This window comes from Cobetia marina (genome assembly GCF_001720485.1).
In the GTDB taxonomy this organism is placed as follows: Bacteria; Pseudomonadota; Gammaproteobacteria; order Pseudomonadales; family Halomonadaceae; genus Cobetia; species Cobetia marina.
Genome location: NZ_CP017114.1, coordinates 1,285,358 through 1,306,221, shown reverse-complemented (window position 1 = coordinate 1,306,221; position 20,864 = coordinate 1,285,358). Strand labels below are relative to the sequence as shown.

The following is a 20,864-nucleotide window of genomic DNA, read 5'->3' as shown; positions in this document are numbered from 1 at the left end:
GCAAGCATCGTGGGAGCCGCCAGCGCATGGGCCATGCCCGCAATGCGGTGGCAGCGGCACATTTCGAGGCGTCTTCCATATCTCCCCATGCGCCCATTGTCACGGTACCGGGTACGCCGCAGAAGATGGTGAAGCACTGCCACTGGAAGACCTGATCGTGATGATCAGCCAACGACGAGATCACTGGCGCCGCAAGTACACCTTGGTGATGCAGGTGCCCGGTGTGCAAGACGCGATGGCCAATCATGCCGCCGCGCAAGAAGAGCAGGCCCTGGGCTACAGCTCGGGCCGTTATCAAGGTGACTAGACAGGAGATGATCATGACAGACACAACCACACACCAGCCGCTGCGCTTCCTCCGCACCCGTGAAGTCTGCGAGAAGATAGGCCGCAGCCGCTCATCACTCGAGAAGCTGCTTGTGAAAGATTCCAACTTCCCGCGCCCCATCAAGGATGGCATTGGCCGGGCATCGACCAACTATTGGTACGAGCATGAGGTTGAAGCATGGATGAGCCAATGGGCTACGCAGTTACGTCCCGCTGACGACGCTTGAACTTGTCCCGCTTGGCCTTGGTCATGCCGACTTCCAATGCCTCAAGGTAGTCGGCATACCACTGCATCATCTTCTGTCTCTGCTCAAGGTACGACGCCTGGTTGTACACGCCCTCCAACCCGATCGGCTTGTGCGCAAGCTGCATCTCCGTCCACTGTAACGGCCACCCATGCTCACTCAGCAGCGTCTTGGCCGTGTGGCGGGCTCCATGCCCCGTCATCCTCTCCTTATACCCTGCATTCGAGAAGCAGCGATTGATCGCAGCATCCGACAGGACAGGTAGCTTTGCTCCCTCCCCAGTGAATACATACCTCGATCGTCCAGAAAGAGGACGCATCTCTTCAAGCGCTTGCAGTGCTTGACGGCAAAGTGGCACGACATGATCGCGGCGCATCTTCATCTTCTCCGCGGGGATGTGCCACGACTTGCCCTTGATCTCGCTCCATTCCATCCATCGCACCATGCCTGGCCGCGATGCCGTCCACACGACCATCCAAGCAGCCAAGCGAGTAGACCGGCGGCTAGTCGTCATACGCAGCGCACGGAGAAAGTCTGGTAGATCTTCTTCCAGTAGATGAGGACGAGGCTTGGAGACTGGTGCCGGCGCCGCAACGTCCAGCAGGTTCGAAGCTGGGTTGTTCTCGCAATAGCCGTGAGCAATGGCGAAGTCGAAGATCCGGCGCAGAAAAGCCCGGGACTTCTCGGCAATATTGAAAGCCTTGCGGGCCTCAATGCCTTTCTGAACGCGCACGCAGTCAGCCCGTGACACATCAGCAACTGCCATATCTCCCAGTGCAGGCAACGCATCATTATCGAGCCAATGCCTCATCTTGGTCAGCGTCTTGGCCGATCTCCCCTGCATCTGCTTGTGCTCGTACCACTGCTCCGCGACAACCCCAAAGGTCCGGACACCACCGCCCCCTCTAAGGTGCTCCCGGGGATCAATGCCGTCGGCTACCAGCTCGGCAATCTGGATAGCTTGAGCTCGCGCTTTCTTGGCCTTGGTGTCCGGGTAACCCCCTACTCCCATGAACGACCACTTTTGCGTGATCGGGTGTTTGTAGCGAACCTCCCAGCGCTTGCGGCCAGTTGGCGATACGACGAAGTAGAGACGGTCCAGGCCATAGGACTCGCGATACTCACGCGCTTCTGGCTCGAGGGTAGACAACACGGTGTCTGCAAGCGGTCGCCGCTTGATAGCATCACGCTTCATGTATGGTGCCCATGTATGGTGGAACCTCACCATACACCACACCATACACGGGCCTCTAGAGTGGATACATGTATAAATATACAGTATTACGGACGCAATAAAGGTAAAACAAGGAGTTACGAGAATATAAGAGGAGGGTAAAGCAGGGAAAAAGAGGGGCTTGGCGCCCCCTGCAGGAGTCGAACCTGCGACCTGCCCCTTAGGAGGGGGCCGCTCTATCCAGCTGAGCTAAGGGGGCGTAGCGCTGCGCAGTATAAGCCATTGAAGTGGCAAGATAAACCCGTTCGGCCCGCGCGTGCCGCCCTCCTCACGCCAGGCAAGAGCATCATCGGCCTCATGCGCCGAGCACTCCGGCTTCGATCTCATCGAGCACGTCCTTCATGGGACGGGGGCGCCCCAACAGATAGCCCTGGACACGCTGACAGCCCAGCTGACGCAGCACCTCGAACTGCTCGGAGGTCTCCACTCCCTCGGCCACCACTTCCAGCGACAGGGCACGCGCCATCACCAGCATCGCACGCACGATCTCGTTGGCATGGCAGACTTCCTGTCCGGGAGTCTCGCCAGGTGCAGGCGCTGCCAGCCCGTCGTCATCGATGAGACGCAGATCCTTGATGAAGCTGCGGTCGATCTTCAGCTCACTGAGCGGCATGCGGCGCAGGCGTGCAAGATTGGAATAGCCGATCCCGAAATCGTCGATGGAGAACGTCAGCCCCAGCGCCGCCAGCTGGTCGACCTTCTCCAGCATGTCGGCCTCATCTTCCGCCGCCAGGCTCTCGGTGATCTCCATGCGCAACATGTCCGGCGCGAAGGCATGGCGCTTGAGCAGGGCTGCGACCTGCGGCACGAATTCCGCGCTGCGAAACTGTACCTGACTGACATTCACCGCGATCGGCAGCTGATGTCCGCGTGTCGCCATGTCTTCCAACACCGCACAGGCTTGCCCCAGCACCCAATGGCCCAGCTCGACGATCAGCCCTGATTCTTCCGCGATCGGGATGAAGGTCGCGGGCGAGACATTCCCCAGCAACGGGTCATTCCAGCGCAGCAACGCCTCAAGACCACAGAGCCTGGGCAGTTGATGCTCAAGCGAGGCATCCGACTGCAGGGAGAATTGCGGTTGGAGATGGACTTCCAGATGCTGACGGGAAAGCGCACTGCGCAGGGATTGCTCCATCTGGGTGGCGGCGATGATGCGATTGCGCATGTCAGGTGAGAAGAAGCACATGCGTGCACGCCCGGCCCCCTTGCTCTCATAGAGCGCGATGTCCGCCTCGTGCAGCAGATGACCCCAATCGTCTCCCTCGTCTTCTGCCGTCCCGGAAAGCGTCTGATACCCCTCGCCCGCCTCATCCGGACGCGGATACAGCGTGATGCCCAGTGAGCCGGACAACTGATGCGCACGCCCTTCCAGCTCGACCGGTACCCGCAGACGTGCCAGAAATTCCTCGCCGACGTGCATCGCTCGGGCCCTGGCGTCCTCCATGCCACCGAAGCGAGGCGCCAGCAGCACGATGAACTCATCCCCGCCCTGGCGCGCGAGCACATCGCCCGGCTCCAGCAACTGCTCCAGCCGGGCGGCAATCTGGATCAGGGCACGATCTCCCGCGTCATGCCCCAGTACATCGTTCAGGCGCTTGAAATGATCCAGATCCAGGAACATCAACGCCCCGACGCGCGCTTCTTCCAGAGCGAGGTCCGCGAAGGCTCCGAGCTTGCGACGCAACAGCCGACGATTGGGCAGGCCCGTCAATGCATCATGCAGCGCCTGATAGGTGAGCTGCTCATCACGCCGATGGCGTTCGATCGCCAATCGAGCCACGTTGACGGCGACCTTCAGCAAGCCGAGGTGGCTATCGTTGAAGACATCGCCGGACGTGGCATAGAAGGCGAAACTTCCCAGCGGATTGCCTGCATCATCGAGGATGGGCATGGAGAGACAGGCATCCAGTCCCAGCGCGTGGGGATGATGACGGAAGCCCTCCCAGGCGGGGTCCTCGCCGATGGCGGGGGTCAGCACCTGCTCACGCCGCCACATCGCCGTACCACAGGTGCCCACCCCCTCCCCGATACGCAGGCCGGAGGTGAACTGCATGAAGCTGGGAGGCAGGCTCGGCGCCTTCCCCCCGATGATTCGTGTACCTGCCTCATCCAGAAGCAGCAGCGAGGAACGCACGCGAGTCGCGACGGCCTCGATGGCCTGACACAGGTCCAGCAGGGTCTTGTCCAGCGGCTGGCCAGCCGTGACGGACTCAAGCAATCTGAGCTGGGAATGGCTGAGCTCCAGCGCCAGATGCGCCTGGGTCACATCGGTATGCACGCCGAGATAACCGGTCAGGGTGCCGTCGGCGGCCATGAGCGGTATGCAGCGCAGACGAAGGCGCAGCGGTCGTCCATTCGCATCATGATGGAGCAGCTCCTCGTCACTGGGCTCACCCAGCTCGCACTGCTGATGCATTCTGGCGATCACCGTCCTGTCGGAATCCTCACCCGTCAGAAATTCACTGAGCACCTGACCGGCCAGGTCTTCTGCCCGGTATCCCGTCAGCTCCTCGAAGGCCGGATTGACCCACTGCACACGCCCTTGAAGGTCGTATCCACACACTCCATTGGAAGTATGCTGCAACAGCTGATGCAAGCAATTGCTGCCTTCCAGGCCGTCAACCGAAGCAGCGGAGGTGGCCGCGGCGGAGGACGCTGATGGATTCATGGACATGTCGTTTCAATCTCCCTGCCGATGCTGCCTGAAGGTTCATGGCTTCTGGCACAGTCAGCATGTCGGTCGCACTCGATCTTTCCTTCCTGAAGTGCCGGGCGCCTTGGCACCGACTCTCCTCTCATCCTGCTGGTCAAGTGTCACTTGTCCTTGAGTATAAGTAACCCTCAATCTGCGTTGAATGAAGGCGAAATCTCACGAATCCTCTGCCTCGAGCGCGAGGCAGGCACTGCCATGTCGAGCCTTCGCGGCAGGATGGTCTTCTCTGGCGTGGTGGGATCCGAGAGCGCGCGAGACCCTCCCGCGCAATGCTCGAAGGACAGCACAACGTGATGACACAGCCGGACAGATACGACCGAACGAAAACAGACGAACGAAAACAGCCACGCCCCGACCAGAGGTCGAGGCGTGGCTGTGTCACTACCCGAGGGCAAGAGGCGAGCTGGCTACCCCTGAGCGAACCCTCAGTGGCGCGCCGTCTTCAGCGCATCCGCCAGTTCACGGGTCAAGGCATGTACCGCTTGGGTGCCCTGCTCCGGTGTCTCGGCATTGGCCTGCAGATCGATCAGGGCCGAGCCGACCACGACTCCGTCGGCGAAACGACCGATACGCGCCGCCTGCTCTGCGGTACGGATACCGAAACCGACCGCGACGGGAATCTCGGTGTGCTCACGGATACGGCCCACTTCGGCCTCGACCTTCTCGGCAGTCGGTGCCGCGCCACCGGTCACGCCATTGCTGGAGACGTAGTAGAGGAAGCCTGAGGTATTGGCCAACACGCCCGGCAGGCGCGCGCTGTCAGTCGTCGGTGTCGCGAGGCGAATGAAGCTGATACCGGCGGCATTGGCCGGCTCACACAGCTCATCGTCGTGCTCCGGCGGCAGGTCGACCACGATCAGGCCATCGACACCGGCCTGGCTTGCCTGCTCGAGGAAGGTGGCCACACCGCGACGATAGATCGGGTTGTAGTAACCCATCAGCACGATGGGCGTGTCCTGATCCTGCTTGCGGAATTCCGTGACCATCGCCAGGGTACGGTCCATCGTCTGGCCGGCCTTCAGGGCACGCTGGGTGGCATGCTGGATCGCCAGACCATCGGCCATCGGGTCGGTGAACGGCATGCCCAGCTCGATGACATCGGCACCGGCCTCGGCCATGCCGAGGAAGGTCGCGAGGCTGGCATCATAGCCGGGGTCACCCGCGGTGATGTAGGTCACCAGCGCTGCGCGATTCTCGCTGCGTACGGCAGCGAAACGGCGGTCAAGACGGCTGCTGGAAGTGGTGTCGGTAGCGGAAGTGCTCATCAATAGACTCCGAATTTGCTGACCTGCAGGCAGCGATTCACCTGCAGGCGAAGAAGACATGGGGCGGATGGACCCGGTCAGCGTCTGACCCCTCCATCGCCGGGCATTGCGCGACAGGCGCGGCGTTACTCGCCGTCAGGATTCAGGCCCAGCTCGTCCGCCAGATGATGGGTGACGGTGGCCATGTCCTTGTCACCGCGGCCGCTCAGATTGACCACCATCAGATGGTCCTTCGGCAGGCCCGGTGCACGCTTGATGACTTCCGCCAGCGCGTGGGAAGACTCCAGCGCCGGGATGATGCCTTCCAGGCGACACAGCATCTTGAAGGCGTCCAGTGCTTCCTGGTCGGTCGCGGCGACATACTCGGCACGCTTGATGTCGTGCAACCAGGCGTGTTCCGGGCCGATACCCGGATAGTCGAGCCCTGCGGAGATGGAGTGCGCATCACCGATCTGCCCCTCGTCATCCTGCAGCAGGAAGGTGCGGTTACCGTGCAGCACGCCCGGCAGGCCACCCTTGAGACTGGCAGCGTGGCGCGACGTGTCCAGACCTTCACCGGCAGCCTCGACCCCGATGATCTCGACGCTTTGCTCGTCCAGGAACGGATGGAACAACCCCATGGCGTTGGACCCCCCGCCGATGCAGGCGACCAGCGAGTCCGGCAGACGGCCTTCCTTCTCCTGCAGCTGGACGCGGGTTTCCTGACCGATGATGGACTGGAAGTCACGCACCAGCTGCGGATACGGATGTGGGCCCGCGACAGTGCCGATGATGTAGAAGGTATCGTCGACGTTGGTGACCCAGTCACGCAGCGCCTCGTTCATGGCATCCTTCAACGTGCCATCACCGGCGGTGACCGGGATCACCTTGGCGCCCAGCAACTGCATGCGCTGAACGTTAGGCTGCTGACGGTGAATGTCGGTGGAGCCCATGTAGATCACGCAGTCCAGACCGAAACGCGCCGCCACGGTGGCCGTCGCCACGCCGTGCATGCCGGCACCGGTCTCGGCGATGATGCGCTGCTTGCCCATGCGGCGTGCCAGCAGCACCTGGCCCAGCGCATTGTTGATCTTGTGAGCGCCGGTGTGCATCAGATCTTCCCGCTTGAGATAGACCTTGGCACCTCCGAGATGCTCGGTCAGGCGCTCGGCGTAATACAGCGGGCTCTGACGCCCGACATAATCCGCGGAGAGACCGGCCAGTTCCTCGGCGAAGGCCGGATCCTGCTTGGCGGCTTCATACTCGCGCTGCAGGTGCAGAATCAGCGGCATCAGCGTCTCGGCGACGAATCGGCCGCCGAAGTCACCAAAGAAGCCCTTGGCATCCGGGCCTTGACGCAGGGTAGCAGTCGACTGGCTCATGCAAATCTCCTCGAAGTCATGTCAGTGGCGGGGCACGCTGGTGCGGCGCCTGCATTCTTGGCCTGCGTGGTGCACCCGACAGTATGCTGACCATCCTAGCGCTCGGCACGCGGGATGAAAAACGATATATTCGCCAAGATGTGTGAGTTTATCTCACAGGACACTCAGCAGGAGACATCCGATGGCCCGCCTGACTCCGCCCGATTCATCCTCTCCCGCCTCTCTGGAGGCATTGCCCTCGCTGAATGCCTTGCGCGCCTTCGATGTGGCGGCTCGCTTCGAGAGCGCGTCGCGTGCCGCCGAGGCGCTGCACGTGACCCACGGCGCCGTCAGTCGTCAGATTCGCCAGCTTGAGGAAACGCTGGGGACACAGCTGTTCGACCGTGCTGGCCGCGGGCTGAAGCTGACGCCGGCGGGTCATGAGCTGGCGGCTGCCACACGCCATCACTTGAGCGGCCTGGCACGGGTCTGTGCGGACCTTTCCCGCAGTGATGCCCGCGCGCCCTTCGTGCTCAGCTGCCCGGGCTCCTTCCTCGCCCGCTGGTTCATTCCGCGGCTGGGTGCCCTCAAGGCAGCCCTTCCGGAGCTTGAACTGCATCTGACTGCCAGTGACGACAACGAAGGCCTGCGCTCTGGCGTGGATGGCGTGCTGCGCTTTCAGACTCCCCCCTTCACCCAGGCTGAGCATCAGGAAACGCGAATTCTCGGCACGGAGCGCATCGGCCCGGTGCTGCGTCCGGACACTGACTGGCTGGGCGAGACCACCGCGACTCCCGCACCACAGACTCTGCTGACCTTGCCGCTGCTGCACACCCGCTCGCGCCCGCAGGCCTGGCCGGACTGGTGCTCACGCCAGGGCCTGTCCAGCGAACAACTGCACTACGCGCAAGGCTTCGAGCACCTCAACTATCTGCTGGAAGCGACGCTGGTGGGATTGGGCGTGGGCATCACGCCGGATTATCTGGTCGAGGAGGACCTGCGCAGCAGACGCCTGATCGCGCCGTGGGGCTTTGTCGAGACACGCGCCTGCCTGACGCTGACGCTGCCCGAGAGCGGTCGCACACGGGCACGACACCCTCATGCAAAAGCCCTCGCCGACTGGCTGGCACGGGAGCTGAATACTCCGCCTGTCACCTCTCGCAACCCATGACAGGCACCTGCGCCACGCCGCCCTGCGGGCAGGCGCAGGAAACAAGAAGACCGGCACCCTTTCAGGTGCCGGTCTCGGTTCAGCCGCTTGGCTCAGGCAGTCAGCCCAGAGCGCGGATCAGGCAAAGACGATGGTCTTGTTGCCGTGGATCAGCACGCGGTCTTCCAGGTGCCAGCGCAGGCCACGCGACAGTACCTTCTGCTCCACGTCACGCCCGATGCGCACCAGGTCTTCCGCGGTGTGGCAATGGGTGACTCGATGGATGTCCTGCTCGATGATCGGGCCGGCATCCAGCTCCTCGGTCACGTAGTGACAGGTAGCGCCGATCAGCTTCACGCCGCGGCCGAAGGCCTGATGGTACGGCTTGGCACCGATGAAGGACGGCAGGAAGCTGTGGTGGATGTTGATCAGGCGGCCGGCATAGCGCTCGCAGAGGCTCGGCGGGATGATCTGCATGTAACGCGCCAGCACGATGCTGTCGGCCTCGGCCTCTTCCACCAGTCGTTCGACCTCGGCAAATGCCGGCGCCTTGTCATTCTTGTCCACCGGCACATGGTGGAACGGAATGCCGTGCCATTCGACCAGTGAGCGCATGTCTTCGTGATTGGAGATGACACAAGGGATATCGCATTCCAGATCCCCCGACTGCCAGCGGTGCAACAGGTCCACCAGGCAATGGGAATCCTTGGACACCATCAGCACGACACGCTTGCGAGCGGCCGTGTCATGCACCCGCCACTCCATTCCGAACTCTTCCCCGATCGGCGCGAAGCGCTTGCTGAGTTCAGCGGCGCTGAGGCCGATGGACTCGGGGTTGATCTCATAGCGCATGAAGAATCGACCCGCACCCAGATCGGAATGCTGATTGGCTTCGGTGATCCAACCGCCTTGCTCGGCGATGAAGGTAGAGACTCGGGCAACAATTCCCACCTGATCAGGGCAGGACACCACCAGGCGATAGGCGTGTGACATCGTATGTTCAACCATTGTGAAAGCGGGGAATGATATTCAGCCGGTAACGATTACCGACACGCTCGGGAGTCCGGCCATCGACGCCATGGCTCCCGGCAAAAGGTGCGCCATTGTAGCCGATCACACGCGACGAAGCAGCGCCCTTCAACGAGAGTGAATGAATTGTCAATTCGACCTCGGTTTCGCCCCTCGGGGTGGCCGACGAGAAGTGCCGTCATTTGTGGCGCTTTGCGGGATTCCCGTATAGTTGAGTGACATTTTACTGATGGCATGACATCCATGTTGAAACCCCGCGTTCAAGTCCGTCAGAGACAACGTCCACCGCTGCATCTTCTGCCGCTGGGCGGCTGTGGCGAGATCGGCATGAATCTGACGCTATATGGTTACCAGGATCACTGGATCGCCGTGGATTGCGGCATGATGATTCGCCAGGATCTTCCTGAAGGCCCCTTGCAGGTACCCGACACCGAATCGCTGGCAAGCCTGGGCATCTGCCCGGAGATGCTGGTGATTACCCATGGTCACGAAGACCATATCGGTGCCGTTGCCTGGCTGTGGCCGAAATGGCGCTGTCCGATCATCGCCACACCACTGGCCGCGGGCCTGCTGCGGGCCAAGTTCGCGGAACGCGAACTCGAGACGTCCAGCCTGCAGATCATCGAGGTCGATGAAGGCTTCGAGTCCGGGCCCTTCGCCTTGCGCCTGCTGCCGTTGACCCACTCAATTCCCGAGAGCTGCTCGCTGCTGATCGTCACACCGGAATATCGCGTGATGCACACCGGTGACTGGAAGCTGGACCCGGAGCCGCTGATCGGTGAGCCCACTGACCCGGAGCGCTATCAGGCGCTGGCGCCGGTCGATCTCGTGGTCGGCGACTCCACCAATGCCCCTCTGCCCGGCCACTCACGCAGTGAAGGCGAGGTGGCGCGTGCACTGGAGAAGACGCTGGCCGGCTGCCGTGGGCGGGTCGTGGTGACCTGCTTCGCGAGCAACCTGGCGCGCATCCTGGCACTGGGTCGTGCGGCGGCTCGCAATGGCCGTCGGGTCACGCTGCTGGGCCGCTCGATGGAACGCATGGTGCGGGTGGCACGCGGACTGGGCTATCTGGAAGATTTCCCGCCGCTGGTGCCGGTAAAGGACTTGGGCTATCTGCCGCCGGAAGAGGTGATGGTGATCGCGACCGGCAGCCAGGGCGAGCCACGCGCGGCACTCTCACGCCTGGCCAACTCGCGCCACCCTGATTTCGAGCTGGCGGCGGGCGACACGGTCATCTTCTCCTCCAAGGCCATTCCCGGCAATGAACTGGCGATCGGCAAGCTGCACAATGCCCTGACTCGCCTGGGCGTCGGCATCATGGAAGAGAAGCAGTTCCCGGATCTGCATGCTTCAGGCCATCCCGCCCAAGAGGAGCTGCGCACCTTCTACGGCTGGCTGAAACCCACGCGGTTGCTGCCGGTGCACGGCGAATACCGTCACCAGCTGGCGCACACCCAGGTAGCACAGTCCCTGGGCATCGAGGCACCGCTGATTCCCGTCAATGGTGACGTGATTCGTCTCGATGCTCAGGGGCTGTCCGTGGAAAAGCGTCTGACGTTGCAGGAGCGGATCATCGAGCACGACAAGGTGCGGCCACTTGACTCGATGGACCGTCGTGCACGAGCGCGTCTCGGACGCCATGGCAGCGTATCGCTCGCCTTGCCCCTGACGCTGCAGGAAGCCGGTTGGGTGCGTATCGGCCGCCTGATGCTGGACGTCAGTGGTACAGCCAGACTGGATGAAGACAGCTTCGCCGAGTGGCTCGATGACACCCTGGCCGGACTCGAGACCACCGACATCGACACCGTGAAACAGCAATTGAACAGCAGAATCAATCGCTGGCTACGCAATCATCTGCGTCACGAGCCGGTGCTCTTTCTGCATGTGATGACCATGGGTGACAGCTGAAGACGCCATGACAGGCAAGCCTGTCAGGCTACTGCCATTCCCCCGGCCTTTCACCTGCCTTGAAGCATGAAAAAGCCCGATCGGAAAAATACCGATCGGGCTTTTTCATGCCTGAATGCACGCTGGAACATCCATCAGCAGAGACGTCCCACTCTACCGTCATGACCGCCAGTGTGATCCACCTCATCCACTGGGGCCCCGTGCCGGGCAACGCTTACTGTGCTGACTTGTTCTTCGGCGGACGACCGCGACGCTTCGGCTGGTCACTGACCAGGTCATCGACGGAAAGACCCGCTTCGATCATCGCATCACGAATCTCGGCAAGCTTGCGCTCCTTGGCGATTTCTTCTTCGCGACGCTGTTCATCTTCCTCGGCTTTCTGCTCAATGACTTCATTGATGACTTCAGAAAGCTTGTGCAGTTGTTCCATGGACAACTGGCGTGCCGCTGCACGTGCGACATTCTTGTTGCGAGCGATCTTTTCCAGGGATTCTGCGGTCATCTTGCTACCTCCACCATGCGGGCGAAACTGGAATCCAATGAGGGACACGATAGTTGATTGGATGTTGCAGCAAAGTATAAGCCTTAATTGAAAGCTGACAAGCCTTGTCAAAAGCAAGGCAGTGTTGCCACAGCACCGCCCAACAAGAACCCTGCTCGAAGGCAGGGTTCTTGTGAAGGTTTATCGTGTTGTCGAGTGGATATCCCAAGCCAGCCAAGAGATTCAGATGGCGATTTCGTCAGCCACCGGTCATGTTCATGAAGCGGACGATCTGGACATCACCATCGGTCGTGAAGTGGTGACGCTCCGGCTTGAGATGCATCGCCTCGATGATGGCCGCCTTGAGAGGTTCGATATTGCCGGGGTCACGGCGCATGATGGCACGCAGATCCAGCGAGTGCTCATTGCCCAGACATAGCAGTAGACGCCCTTCTACCGTCACTCGAACACGATTGCAGGTCGAGCAGAAGTTGTGACTGTGCGGCGAGATGAAGCCTACGCGCGTTTCACTGTCTGCCATGCGGAAATACCGGGCCGGTCCCAGACTGTCTTCCAGCGTCGGTATGAGCGCGTGATGCTCCTCTATCCGCGCCTGCACTTCATCGCTGGAACAGAACGTCTCCTCACGCCCGTGATCGGACACCTGCCCAAGCGGCATTTCCTCGATGAAGCTGATATCCAACCCTTCCTGGCGCGCGAAGTCGACCAGAGAAACGACCTCATGATCATTGCGCCCCTTGAGCACGACAGCATTGAGCTTGATGCGAAAGCCTTCTGCCCGCGCGGCCCGGATACCGGCGATCACCTTGTCGAGATCCCCCGTACGCGTCAGGGCCTTGAAGCGCTCAGAATCCAGAGAATCAAGACTGATGTTGAGGCGCTGCATGCCGGCGGCCTTGAGACGAGCGGCATGCTTGACCAGGCCCGCCCCATTGGTGGTCATGGAGAAATCCTTCAGCCCGTCAAGCGCGCCGATATCTTCCACCAGAGTACCGATATCGCGTCTGACCAATGGCTCACCACCGGTCAGGCGAATCTTTTCGACCCCAAGCTCCACGAAGGCGCGTGCCAGCAGGGCGATTTCCTCGAGACTCAATACCTCGTCCCGCGGTAGAAATGTCATCTCCTCGCTCATGCAATAGACACAGCGAAAGTCACAGCGATCCGTCACGGAGAGACGCACATAGCGAATGCGACGCCCGAAATCATCGACCAGGGTTTCCATCAACCATCTCCCAGGGTCTGAGGTGTCACAGGAGTCAGGGAATCCTGCTTGGCAGAGTGTGTCCGAGCGCCTTCTGCCGAAGAGTGCCAGCGCTCCAGAGCATCGCGATCACTGGAGCGCTCCTGCACCCAGTAATCGCCAGAGGCGGTATGCTCCTTTTTCCAGAAAGGCGCACGCGACTTGAGGTTGTCCATCAGAAAGTCACAACCGGCAAAGGCGGCCTGACGATGCGCGCTTGCCACCAGCACCAGCACGATATTGTCCATGGGCGCCAGGCGCCCGATGCGATGGATGATACGCGCCCCTGTCAGCGCGAAACGTTCCTGCGCTTCCACCAGCAACGCCTGCAAGCTGCGCTCCGTCATGCCGGGATAATGCTCCAGTGTCAGTGCCTGGACATCGGGGCGTTCATTGAAATCACGCACCAGCCCGGTAAAGGTCACCACCGCACCGATATCCCCCCGAGCATGGGTCAGGGCCGCCTGCTCGGCGCGAATATCGAAATCCGCTGACTGGATGCTGACCGAAAAGGCCCGATCGGCAGTCGCAAGGGGTGTCGTCATCTCAGCCTCCCGTGACGGGCGGGAAGAAAGCGACTTCATCACCGGCCTTCAGAGGATGATCATCACGCACCATGTCCTGGTTCACGGCGCACAGCACGCGCGAGTCATTGAGCGCTTCCAGCTGCGGATCACGCAGTGCCAGGGTGCGCTTGAGCCCACCGACCGTGGCATCGGCCAGGGTGGCAGGGTTGAGCGAGAGTGACTCAAGGTCGAGACGCTCACGCAGCTCGGCCAGAAACAGGATGCGCAGATTGCCGTTCACCGCCGTGACAGGCGACACGTCCTCGGATGCGACTGCCAGGGCGGCCGGCACTCCCGTCGGGGCTGGCGCCTCCTCCTGCATGGCCTCACGCTGCCAGTCACCGCTCTTGCCACCTGTCTTGGTTTCCAGCTGGATGTCGCCGATCACGATGCCCTTATCCACCGCCTTGCACATGTCATACAGGGTCAGTGCTGCCACGGAGGCAGCCGTCAGCGCTTCCATCTCGACACCTGTGCGGCCGTTGAGGCGACAGAACACCTGTATCTCGACACAGCTGTTCACTTCATCCAGCGTGAAATCGACCGTGACCTTGGAGAGCATCAAGGCATGGCAGAGCGGGATCAGCTCATGGGTGCGCTTGGCTGCCTGGATGCCGGCGATACGCGCCGTGGCCAGCACATCTCCCTTGGGCAGGCCGCCCTCCGCCAACAAGGCCAGCGTGGCAGGCAGCATGCTGACCCGCGCACTGGCACGGGCCTCGCGCCGGGTTTCCTGCTTGTCCGCGACATCGACCATATGGGCTTCGCCGCGGGCGTTGAGATGGGTAAGGCTCATTAGCTGTCTCGTATCCGTATCAGGTCCGCCGGGGGTGGCGGTTACCTCTGTAAGCATGGGCGGTCGTCACGACAGCCCGGTAGATCCTGTTTCGTGGTCTGTCGGCGGCCCGAGGATGTCGGACGACCCGCCGAACTCCGCGTTCGATCGCTCGGCCTGGCAGGCCATCAGGACAGGCCACGCGTCCCCAGCCATTGCACCATGACCGGGTCGCCGGCCTGGAGGGAGGCGCAGCCTGCCGGGATCTCGATCAGACACTGCGCGGCCAGCATCGAAGTCAGAATCCCCGATCCCTGGCGGCCAGTAGTAGTCACGACCTGACGCCCCTGGTCATCGAGCGTCACCCGGCCGCGATGATAATCGACTCGTTCAGGCCGTGAGCGCAGCGTCTCGCCTGCCACCATCTGCAGACGCGGTGACTGCCAGCATGCCAGGGTCTCCGAGTGGTCTGCCGGTGCCGGGCTCAGCGGACCCAGCCCCCCCAGCATGCGCAACGCCGGCAGCACGAACTGCAGATAGGTCACCATGGTGGCGACCGGATTGCCGGGCAGACCGAAGAACGGCACCTGCCGGCCTTCCTCTGCCGCCAATGCGCCAAAGGCCAGAGGGCGCCCGGGACGCATGGCAATCCGCCACAGCGCCAGCTGGCCACAGGCCTCCAGCGCGCTGCGCACATGATCTGCCTCGCCGACCGACACGCCGCCGGAAGTGATCACCAGATCCGCCCGCGCCGCGGCATCTCGCAGGGCAATGCTCAACGCCTCGCGCTGGTCACGCAGAATGCCGAGATCCAGCACCTCGACTCCCTCGGCATGCAAGGCAGCCGTGAGGCTGAAACGGTTGGCATCATAGATGCCGCCGGCCGGCAAGGGCTCTCCCGGAGCCGTCACTTCATCACCGGTCGAGAAGATCGCCACACGCAGCGGACGATGAACGGTGAGTTCGGCCAGTCCCAGCGATGCAAGTACCCCGATGGCCGCCGGCGATAGCCATTGCCCCGCCGAGATCACGTCACTGCCACGGGCGATATCCTCACCTGCCTGACGCACATTCTGCCCTGCGCGAACGCTGCTGACGCCGTCAATCACGACCTGCTCGGCAGTCTCGGCGTCACCCGCCTGGCTATCGGCATCAAGCATTGAATCAGGCGAGGCATCGGGCGTGAAATAGTCGAGCTGCTCCTGCATGACCACACTGTCAGCCCCCGCCGGCAAGGCCGCACCGGTCGTGATGCGCAATGCCTCCCCCGGAGCCAGGGCGCGCCCCGTCCAGGGGTGCCCTGCCAGCGAGCTGCCGATGACTCGGAGCTGGCATCGATCCCTCTCATCCAGCGCGCCGGCAGCCAGCGACGCGTGGGCCAGCGCGATACCGTCCATCGCGGCATTTGTCTGGGCAGGCACATCCAATGGCGATATCACCGGCTCAGCCAGAACATGTCCGACGGCCTGGGCGAGTGGCACGCGCTGGGTGGGCCGTGTCGCCGCGAGCTTCGCCAGACTGCCTCCCAGCACCGCAAGCGCCTCGTCGACACTCAGCATCCGCTCACCGAATCTTGGGTCAAAGCACGACAGACTCAAGAGGCCACCTCCTGACGGGGCTGACCGCCATTCAATCGCCATTGCACCGGCCAGGCCGCCACCCAGGCCGCCAAGGCATCGATATCATCGAGGTCCAGCCGCGTCAGATACGCGGGAAGCGCCACCGGGAATTCGCCATCTAGCTCATCATCTGGCTCATCCATTGAACCTGGCACGGCAAGTGCCCGTATCCAGGGATCATGCAAGGCCCGCAGCGGCTTGCCGACGGCCGCGCGATGCAGCTCAAGCTTGGGCAATGGCCACTGCTTGAACCCCTCGACGAGAATCAGATCCACCGCCAGCCCATCGAGCTGCGCGACAAGCTGCTCCAGATCCGCCTCCTGTTGATCGGGCGTCTCCATCATCAGCGCAAAGCGCTGGGCAGAGGCAACCAACATGGGAGTTGCCCCCGCCGAGCGCAGGCGATGACTGTCCTTGCCCGGCGTATCCACATCAAAGGCATGATGAGCGTGCTTGATGACGGCGACTCGCAGACCACGCTCACGCAAGGCCGGCAGCAACTGTTCCAGCAAGGTGGTCTTGCCCGTGCCGCTCCAGGCGGCGATGCCCAGCAGCGGACAGGCCGAGGCGGCAAGTCTCGCCGCCCAACCGGGTGACATCGTCCCGCCGCCGGTATCAGCGGAAGAGCAAGAATGAGAGACAGTGGACGCTTCGCGCCCCATGGCATCAGTGGGCAACTCGGGCATGACGATTCTCTTGAGGTTTCCGGCGTGCTCACGACGTGATGGCCGATACGATTCGATGATGCTGATGGCATCGACCCACATGTCGGGCCCTTTTCTCTCAGCGCCGCTCATGAGGAGCGTTGGCGACATGATGAAAAAAGGGTGGCCTGCCACAACAGGCTTGCCTGTAAATCTGCAAGTCCAAGGCCAGGCATGCCTGCCGCGGCAGGACAATACGCCGCTGAATTCCAACATGTACGGCAGGTGAGCACTGACCGTGGATCATTATGACTCGCCTGGCCAGCGGAGTGGGGTCGGATGACACGCCTTGAATGCCCTGCGGCTCAGGCTCGGCAGCGGCCGCGCCGCAATGGCAATCGATGCGGGCAGTCTCAGCGGGGGCCGGATTCCATCGCTCTGCACTCATCCAGCGTATTGAGATTGGCGAAGTCTTCGGCCTTGCCCGCTTGCACCGTCAGCCAGACATGTTGCGCGAACCAGCGGTCGATCTTGCGCTCACCTGCCGCCAGAGCGGCTTCCAGTGATGGCAAAAGGCCACGGTGCAGGAGGCAGATGACGGGGTGATAGCGCTCGTCATCGGCGGCCACCGCCAGCAGCGCCGGCTCAGCCGAGGCGTCATCTCCCTGCACACGGTAGCCGGCAAGCCTGTCACCGTTGGCGTGATCTATCAGCGCCACGCTCAGGGTATCCACGAGGTCATTGGGCAGGTGCGGCACGTCGCAGGCCACCACCATCACCCACTCGGTATGCGCGGCGGCCAGCGCACTGGCCATGCCCATCAGAGGGCCGTAATAGCCCGCCTCACGGTCTTCCACCAGCGGATGACCATAGGCGGCATATTCCTGATGCGAGCGATTGGCATTGATCAGCAGCTCACCGACCTGGGGCGTGAGGCGTGCCAGCACATGCGCGATCAAGGGCACCTCATTGAGCATGACCAGTCCCTTGTCGACACCGCCCATGCGCCGGGCCTGGCCGCCCGCCAGGATAACACCGGTGATGTTGGCCGGCGTCAGCGAGGCCGCCAGCTGTTCACCACTGGCCGGCAGAGGTGTCACGCCGGGATTGGTTTGGCCATCACGAGAGGGGCCGGAGTTGGCATCAGAGTGGGGTCTGGACATGCGAGAGGGTCTCGATGCAGGCGCGGCGGACGCGCGAGAAAATTCCTCTGATCACGCAAGACACGGGAACCGACGATACCTTTCCCGTGTCGGGCTCAACCAGGCATGCGCTCAGTGTGCAGGCTAGCTTCCGCCAACGTCCAGCGTGCCGTACAGCCATGACTCAGCGCGTTGTCCTGATGCGAGGACAGAATCACCGCGCAACCCGCCTGGGACATCTGCTCGAGACGGATGGCCAGCTGCTCCACGGCGGCCTGGTCGAGATTGGCCGCTGGCTCATCCAGCAGCAGGACGGGAGGACGCGACAGCCAAGCGCGCGCCAGTGCCAGACGTGCACGCTCGCCACCGGACAGCGAGCGTGCCGGCTGACGGGCATGCTCGCTCAGACCGCTCCACTCCAGCATGGCCTCGACCTGATCGCGCTGCTCGCCGGCAGAGCGCCGTTGCGGCTGCCAGCGCGCCGCCAGCACCAGGTTGCCGGCCACGCTGGTATCAAAGAGATAGGGCTGCTGGTGCAGATAGCGTATCTGGCCGGCGGCCCCCTTCTGCCAGCGAAGCTCTCCACCACTGGCAGGCTGCATGCCGGCCAGCACCCTGAGCAAGGTGGTCTTGCCACTGCCATTGTCTCCGCTCAGGTGCACCCAGCCGCGCCTCGGGTCTGGCGTCCACTGCAGAGAGGGTACCTGCCACAGCAAGCGGCCAGGGCTCGTGGGAGCGTCAGGCAGACGATACTGCAGGTCACGCACCCACAGCAGGCTTTCCTCGGCGACGGCTCGGGGCTCTGGCACAGACTCTGCCACGGGTTCTGGCATAGCGTCTGGCACAGCGTCTGACGACGAGGTCAGCACGGCCTCATGGGGAGATTCGCCCGGCGAGGAGGATGAGGGCGAAGAGTTGAGGGGGGACATCGAAACTCCAGACGACAATTCAGACTTGCGCGATGCGGTGATCCACGGCACGCCACTCAGACCTGTACGGCCAGCTGACCACGGCCACGCAGCAGCCCCAGCAGCAGATTGAGCACCAGGGCCAATACCAGCAGCACCATGCCCAGGGCGACCCCCTGAGCGTATTCTCCCTTGAGGGTCTCCAGGGCGATCGCGGTCGTGATGTTGCGGGTAAAGCCGGCAATGTTACCACCCACCATCATAGCGCAACCCACTTCCGCGATGATTCTACCAAACGCCGCCACCAACGCGGCCATCACCCCGAAGCGCGCCTCCATCACCAACCGCCACAACGCCGCAGGCCGGGATGCCCCCAGTTGCAATGCGGTTTCCCAGGCACGCCTGTCCACGCCAGCCAGTGCTGCATGCAGCATCACCACCAATATCGGCAGCGCCAGCAGAATCTGGCCCAGAATCATCGCTGGCTGGGTGAACAGCAGATGCCAATCCCCCAGAGGGCCTGCCCGTGACAGCAGAATGAACAGCAGCAGCCCCACCACCACGGTGGGCACGGCCATCAGGGTATTCACCAGCGAGATCAACAGCCAGCGCCCCGGGAAGGCGCAACGCACCAGCACGAAGGCGATCAGCAGAGCCGGCGGTACAGCCACCAGCATGGCCATCAGCGAGACCCGGAAAGAGACGCCGATGATTTCCCAGAGTGCGGCGTCCATGCTCAGCAGGAGGCCCATGGCCTCCTGCGTGGTATGCCAGAGCGTCACGAACGCGGCGCCGCCTGCTGGGTGGCAGTCTCACCGCCGGCTGCCTGACCTGCACCACTGCCATCCGCAGTCTTCTGGGCATCGAAACCGGTTTCACCGTGGCTGGCATGGAACAGCGCCTGCCCCTTGAGACGGAAGTCATCGATCGCCTGCTGACCCTCACGGGAAATCAGCCACTGAGCCAGCGCACGGGCGCCTTCGGTGTTCAGACCTTCATGATTGGCCGGGTTGACCAGAATCACCTGGTAGGGATTGAACAGGCGCGCATCTCCCTCCACCAGCACGGAAAGGTCGAGCTTGTCCTGCATGGCAAGCCAGGTGCCGCGGTCACTCAGGGTGTAATCCTGCAGCTCGCTGGCCATGCTCAGCACCTTGCCCATCCCCTGCCCCACGGCCTTGTATGCCGAGAAATCGGGGACGACATCGGCGCTCGCCCACAGCGACAGCTCCTTCTTGTGAGTCCCGGAGTCATCACCGCGTGACACGAAGCCGGCATTGCTCTCGGCAATTCTGGCCAGGGCCGCGTCCACGTCGGACATGCCCTCGACATTGGCCGGATCCGCCTTGGGCCCCAGCAGCACGAAGTCGTTGTACATCACGCCATGTGGCTCGATGCCATACCCGGCATCGACGAACTTGCGCTCCGCGCCCGGCGCATGCGTCATCACCAGATCCACATCGCCATCCTGCCCCATGCGCAATGCCTTGCCGGTCCCCACGGCGATCACCTGGATAGTGACATCGTTGGCCTGTTCGTATGCCGGCAACAGATTGTCCAGCAGGCCGGAATTGTAGGTACTGGTGGTGGTCGCGAGGCGGATGATGTCATCCGCGGCCTGAGCGGGCTGCAGGCTCAGCGCGCCGAGAGACAGACCGGCGATGGCACCCAGCAGATGGCGGGCGGAGAGGATGTGACGATGCGGCATGAGGTAGCTCCCTGGCGTGTCATTATCGGGGTGATTCACGAGGGAGATGTGCCTCCAGCGATGGCTGGCCATCTCCCCGCGGCAAGACATTGCAAGCAGCGTGCCCGCAAGGCCACGCTCTCGCCATTCACCTGGTGACTTGTCCTGCACATGGCCCGCTGGCAATGCCTGGATGCCCGGGTGAGCGCCGGCGAGAATACTGACAGGATATCGCCGTCCTGCCACAAGCGGGTCATCTTGACCCACCCGTGAACCTGCGCGGGACGACACGATACACTGTTCCTTCGCGCTGGCCACCCGCTCGCGGCCCTGACTCTCGCTGCTACGATGGCACCATGCGCGAGCCTCTGGACCTCGCTTCACCCGGCTCCGTGGTGACTGTGGCCGCGCCGGGCGGAAGCGAATGCCGAGAGAATGGCAAGATCGAGAGAATGGCTAGATAAAGTACCGTGCGCCGCGCGACAATGAGCGAACGAACGCCACCCTGACACGCCATACCCGAATGACCATCGCCCCGATGCACGCCACGCATGATAGAGGAAC

At 62.5% G+C, this 20,864-nt stretch carries 19 protein-coding genes and 1 tRNA gene; 4 read left to right on the top strand and 16 right to left on the bottom strand.

Annotated features, from left to right (window positions below; genetic code table 11):
- Positions 1-157: 157 nt before the first annotated feature.
- Positions 158-307: a hypothetical protein gene (locus tag BFX80_RS17940; protein ID WP_160317839.1), complete on the top strand. Its 150-nt coding sequence runs from the start codon at positions 158-160 to the stop codon at positions 305-307.
- Between the two features lie 13 nt (positions 308-320).
- Positions 321-554, top strand: coding sequence for a helix-turn-helix transcriptional regulator (locus BFX80_RS05590; protein WP_167592979.1), 234 nt, complete (start codon positions 321-323; stop codon positions 552-554).
- On the opposite strand, the gene BFX80_RS05585 is transcribed toward BFX80_RS05590, so the two are convergent.
- The 5 genes from BFX80_RS05585 to trpB all read right to left on the bottom strand — a co-directional run bounded on the left by BFX80_RS05585 (position 523) and on the right by trpB (position 7,148).
- A complete protein-coding gene (locus tag BFX80_RS05585) occupies positions 523-1,767 on the bottom strand; it encodes a tyrosine-type recombinase/integrase (protein ID WP_084209645.1) in 1,245 nt (414 codons plus the stop codon). The two genes, BFX80_RS05590 and BFX80_RS05585, sit on opposite strands and share 32 nt — an antisense overlap.
- A 161-nt stretch (positions 1,768-1,928) precedes the next feature.
- Positions 1,929-2,005, bottom strand: a tRNA-Arg gene (locus tag BFX80_RS05580).
- 96 nt (positions 2,006-2,101) lie between these two features.
- Positions 2,102-4,477, bottom strand: a complete 2,376-nt coding sequence (locus tag BFX80_RS05575) for an EAL domain-containing protein (RefSeq protein WP_167592978.1) — start codon at positions 4,475-4,477, stop codon at positions 2,102-2,104.
- Positions 4,478-4,947: 470 nt separating this feature from the next.
- Positions 4,948-5,787, bottom strand: coding sequence for a tryptophan synthase subunit alpha (gene trpA / locus BFX80_RS05570; RefSeq protein WP_084208158.1), 840 nt, complete (start codon positions 5,785-5,787; stop codon positions 4,948-4,950).
- 125 nt (positions 5,788-5,912) lie between these two features.
- Entirely contained in the window at positions 5,913-7,148 is a 1,236-nt protein-coding gene (gene trpB / locus BFX80_RS05565) for a tryptophan synthase subunit beta (RefSeq protein ID WP_084208157.1), read from the bottom strand.
- Between the two features lie 181 nt (positions 7,149-7,329).
- Between trpB and BFX80_RS05560 the strand changes: the two genes are divergently transcribed.
- Positions 7,330-8,298, top strand: coding sequence for a LysR family transcriptional regulator (locus BFX80_RS05560; protein WP_084208156.1), 969 nt, complete (start codon positions 7,330-7,332; stop codon positions 8,296-8,298).
- 117 nt (positions 8,299-8,415) lie between these two features.
- On the opposite strand, the gene purU is transcribed toward BFX80_RS05560, so the two are convergent.
- Positions 8,416-9,270, bottom strand: a complete 855-nt coding sequence (gene purU, locus BFX80_RS05555) for a formyltetrahydrofolate deformylase (RefSeq protein WP_077374535.1) — start codon at positions 9,268-9,270, stop codon at positions 8,416-8,418.
- A 363-nt stretch (positions 9,271-9,633) separates the two neighbouring features.
- Here purU and BFX80_RS05550 point away from each other — a divergent pair, with 363 nt between their 5' ends.
- Entirely contained in the window at positions 9,634-11,214 is a 1,581-nt protein-coding gene (locus tag BFX80_RS05550; RefSeq protein ID WP_084209644.1) for a ribonuclease J, read from the top strand.
- A 214-nt stretch (positions 11,215-11,428) separates the two neighbouring features.
- Here the strand turns inward: BFX80_RS05550 and BFX80_RS05545 are convergent, their stop codons facing one another.
- The 10 genes from BFX80_RS05545 to BFX80_RS05500 form a co-directional block, all read right to left on the bottom strand.
- Entirely contained in the window at positions 11,429-11,716 is a 288-nt protein-coding gene (locus tag BFX80_RS05545; protein ID WP_077374537.1) for an H-NS family histone-like protein, read from the bottom strand.
- A gap of 238 nt (positions 11,717-11,954) precedes the next feature.
- On the bottom strand, positions 11,955-12,941 hold the full coding sequence (moaA, locus tag BFX80_RS05540) for a GTP 3',8-cyclase MoaA (RefSeq protein ID WP_176493384.1): 987 nt from the start codon (positions 12,939-12,941) through the stop codon (positions 11,955-11,957).
- Entirely contained in the window at positions 12,941-13,504 is a 564-nt protein-coding gene (locus BFX80_RS05535) for a molybdenum cofactor biosynthesis protein MoaE (protein WP_077374541.1), read from the bottom strand. Before BFX80_RS05535 ends, moaA begins: the two co-directional genes overlap by 1 nt.
- Position 13,505: 1 nt before the next feature.
- Positions 13,506-14,321: a cyclic pyranopterin monophosphate synthase MoaC gene (gene moaC / locus BFX80_RS05530; RefSeq protein ID WP_077374543.1), complete on the bottom strand. Its 816-nt coding sequence runs from the start codon at positions 14,319-14,321 to the stop codon at positions 13,506-13,508.
- Between the two features lie 167 nt (positions 14,322-14,488).
- Positions 14,489-15,859 (bottom strand): molybdopterin molybdotransferase MoeA, encoded by a 1,371-nt coding sequence (moeA, locus tag BFX80_RS05525; RefSeq protein ID WP_240499679.1) that lies wholly within the window; start codon positions 15,857-15,859, stop codon positions 14,489-14,491.
- 35 nt (positions 15,860-15,894) lie between these two features.
- Positions 15,895-16,518, bottom strand: coding sequence for a molybdopterin-guanine dinucleotide biosynthesis protein B (mobB, locus tag BFX80_RS05520; protein WP_084209643.1), 624 nt, complete (start codon positions 16,516-16,518; stop codon positions 15,895-15,897).
- Positions 16,519-16,976: 458 nt separating this feature from the next.
- On the bottom strand, positions 16,977-17,726 hold the full coding sequence (gene mobA / locus BFX80_RS05515) for a molybdenum cofactor guanylyltransferase MobA (RefSeq protein ID WP_084208153.1): 750 nt from the start codon (positions 17,724-17,726) through the stop codon (positions 16,977-16,979).
- Positions 17,727-17,821: 95 nt separating this feature from the next.
- The gene (locus tag BFX80_RS05510; RefSeq protein ID WP_167592977.1) at positions 17,822-18,514 is read right to left on the bottom strand and encodes an ABC transporter ATP-binding protein; all 693 of its coding nucleotides are present in this window, start codon (positions 18,512-18,514) and stop codon (positions 17,822-17,824) included.
- A gap of 176 nt (positions 18,515-18,690) precedes the next feature.
- On the bottom strand, positions 18,691-19,365 hold the full coding sequence (locus BFX80_RS05505; protein WP_205632739.1) for an ABC transporter permease: 675 nt from the start codon (positions 19,363-19,365) through the stop codon (positions 18,691-18,693).
- A gap of 26 nt (positions 19,366-19,391) precedes the next feature.
- Positions 19,392-20,321, bottom strand: a complete 930-nt coding sequence (locus BFX80_RS05500) for a substrate-binding domain-containing protein (protein ID WP_084208151.1) — start codon at positions 20,319-20,321, stop codon at positions 19,392-19,394.
- Positions 20,322-20,864 lie beyond the last annotated feature (543 nt).

Coding starts and splice junctions, on each gene's coding strand:
- BFX80_RS05590 (WP_167592979.1), top strand. CDS start 321: ATGACAGACACAACCACACACCAGCCGCTGCGCTTCCTCCGCACCCGT.
- BFX80_RS05585 (WP_084209645.1), bottom strand. CDS start 1,767: ATGAAGCGTGATGCTATCAAGCGGCGACCGCTTGCAGACACCGTGTTG.
- BFX80_RS05575 (WP_167592978.1), bottom strand. CDS start 4,477: ATGAATCCATCAGCGTCCTCCGCCGCGGCCACCTCCGCTGCTTCGGTT.
- trpA (WP_084208158.1), bottom strand. CDS start 5,787: ATGAGCACTTCCGCTACCGACACCACTTCCAGCAGCCGTCTTGACCGC.
- trpB (WP_084208157.1), bottom strand. CDS start 7,148: ATGAGCCAGTCGACTGCTACCCTGCGTCAAGGCCCGGATGCCAAGGGC.
- BFX80_RS05560 (WP_084208156.1), top strand. CDS start 7,330: ATGGCCCGCCTGACTCCGCCCGATTCATCCTCTCCCGCCTCTCTGGAG.
- purU (WP_077374535.1), bottom strand. CDS start 9,270: ATGTCACACGCCTATCGCCTGGTGGTGTCCTGCCCTGATCAGGTGGGA.
- BFX80_RS05550 (WP_084209644.1), top strand. CDS start 9,634: ATGAATCTGACGCTATATGGTTACCAGGATCACTGGATCGCCGTGGAT.
- BFX80_RS05545 (WP_077374537.1), bottom strand. CDS start 11,716: ATGACCGCAGAATCCCTGGAAAAGATCGCTCGCAACAAGAATGTCGCA.
- moaA (WP_176493384.1), bottom strand. CDS start 12,941: ATGGAAACCCTGGTCGATGATTTCGGGCGTCGCATTCGCTATGTGCGT.
- BFX80_RS05535 (WP_077374541.1), bottom strand. CDS start 13,504: ATGACGACACCCCTTGCGACTGCCGATCGGGCCTTTTCGGTCAGCATC.
- moaC (WP_077374543.1), bottom strand. CDS start 14,321: ATGAGCCTTACCCATCTCAACGCCCGCGGCGAAGCCCATATGGTCGAT.
- moeA (WP_240499679.1), bottom strand. CDS start 15,859: ATGCTGAGTGTCGACGAGGCGCTTGCGGTGCTGGGAGGCAGTCTGGCG.
- mobB (WP_084209643.1), bottom strand. CDS start 16,518: ATGTCACCCGGTTGGGCGGCGAGACTTGCCGCCTCGGCCTGTCCGCTG.
- mobA (WP_084208153.1), bottom strand. CDS start 17,726: ATGTCCAGACCCCACTCTGATGCCAACTCCGGCCCCTCTCGTGATGGC.
- BFX80_RS05505 (WP_205632739.1), bottom strand. CDS start 19,365: ATGGGCCTCCTGCTGAGCATGGACGCCGCACTCTGGGAAATCATCGGC.
- BFX80_RS05500 (WP_084208151.1), bottom strand. CDS start 20,321: ATGCCGCATCGTCACATCCTCTCCGCCCGCCATCTGCTGGGTGCCATC.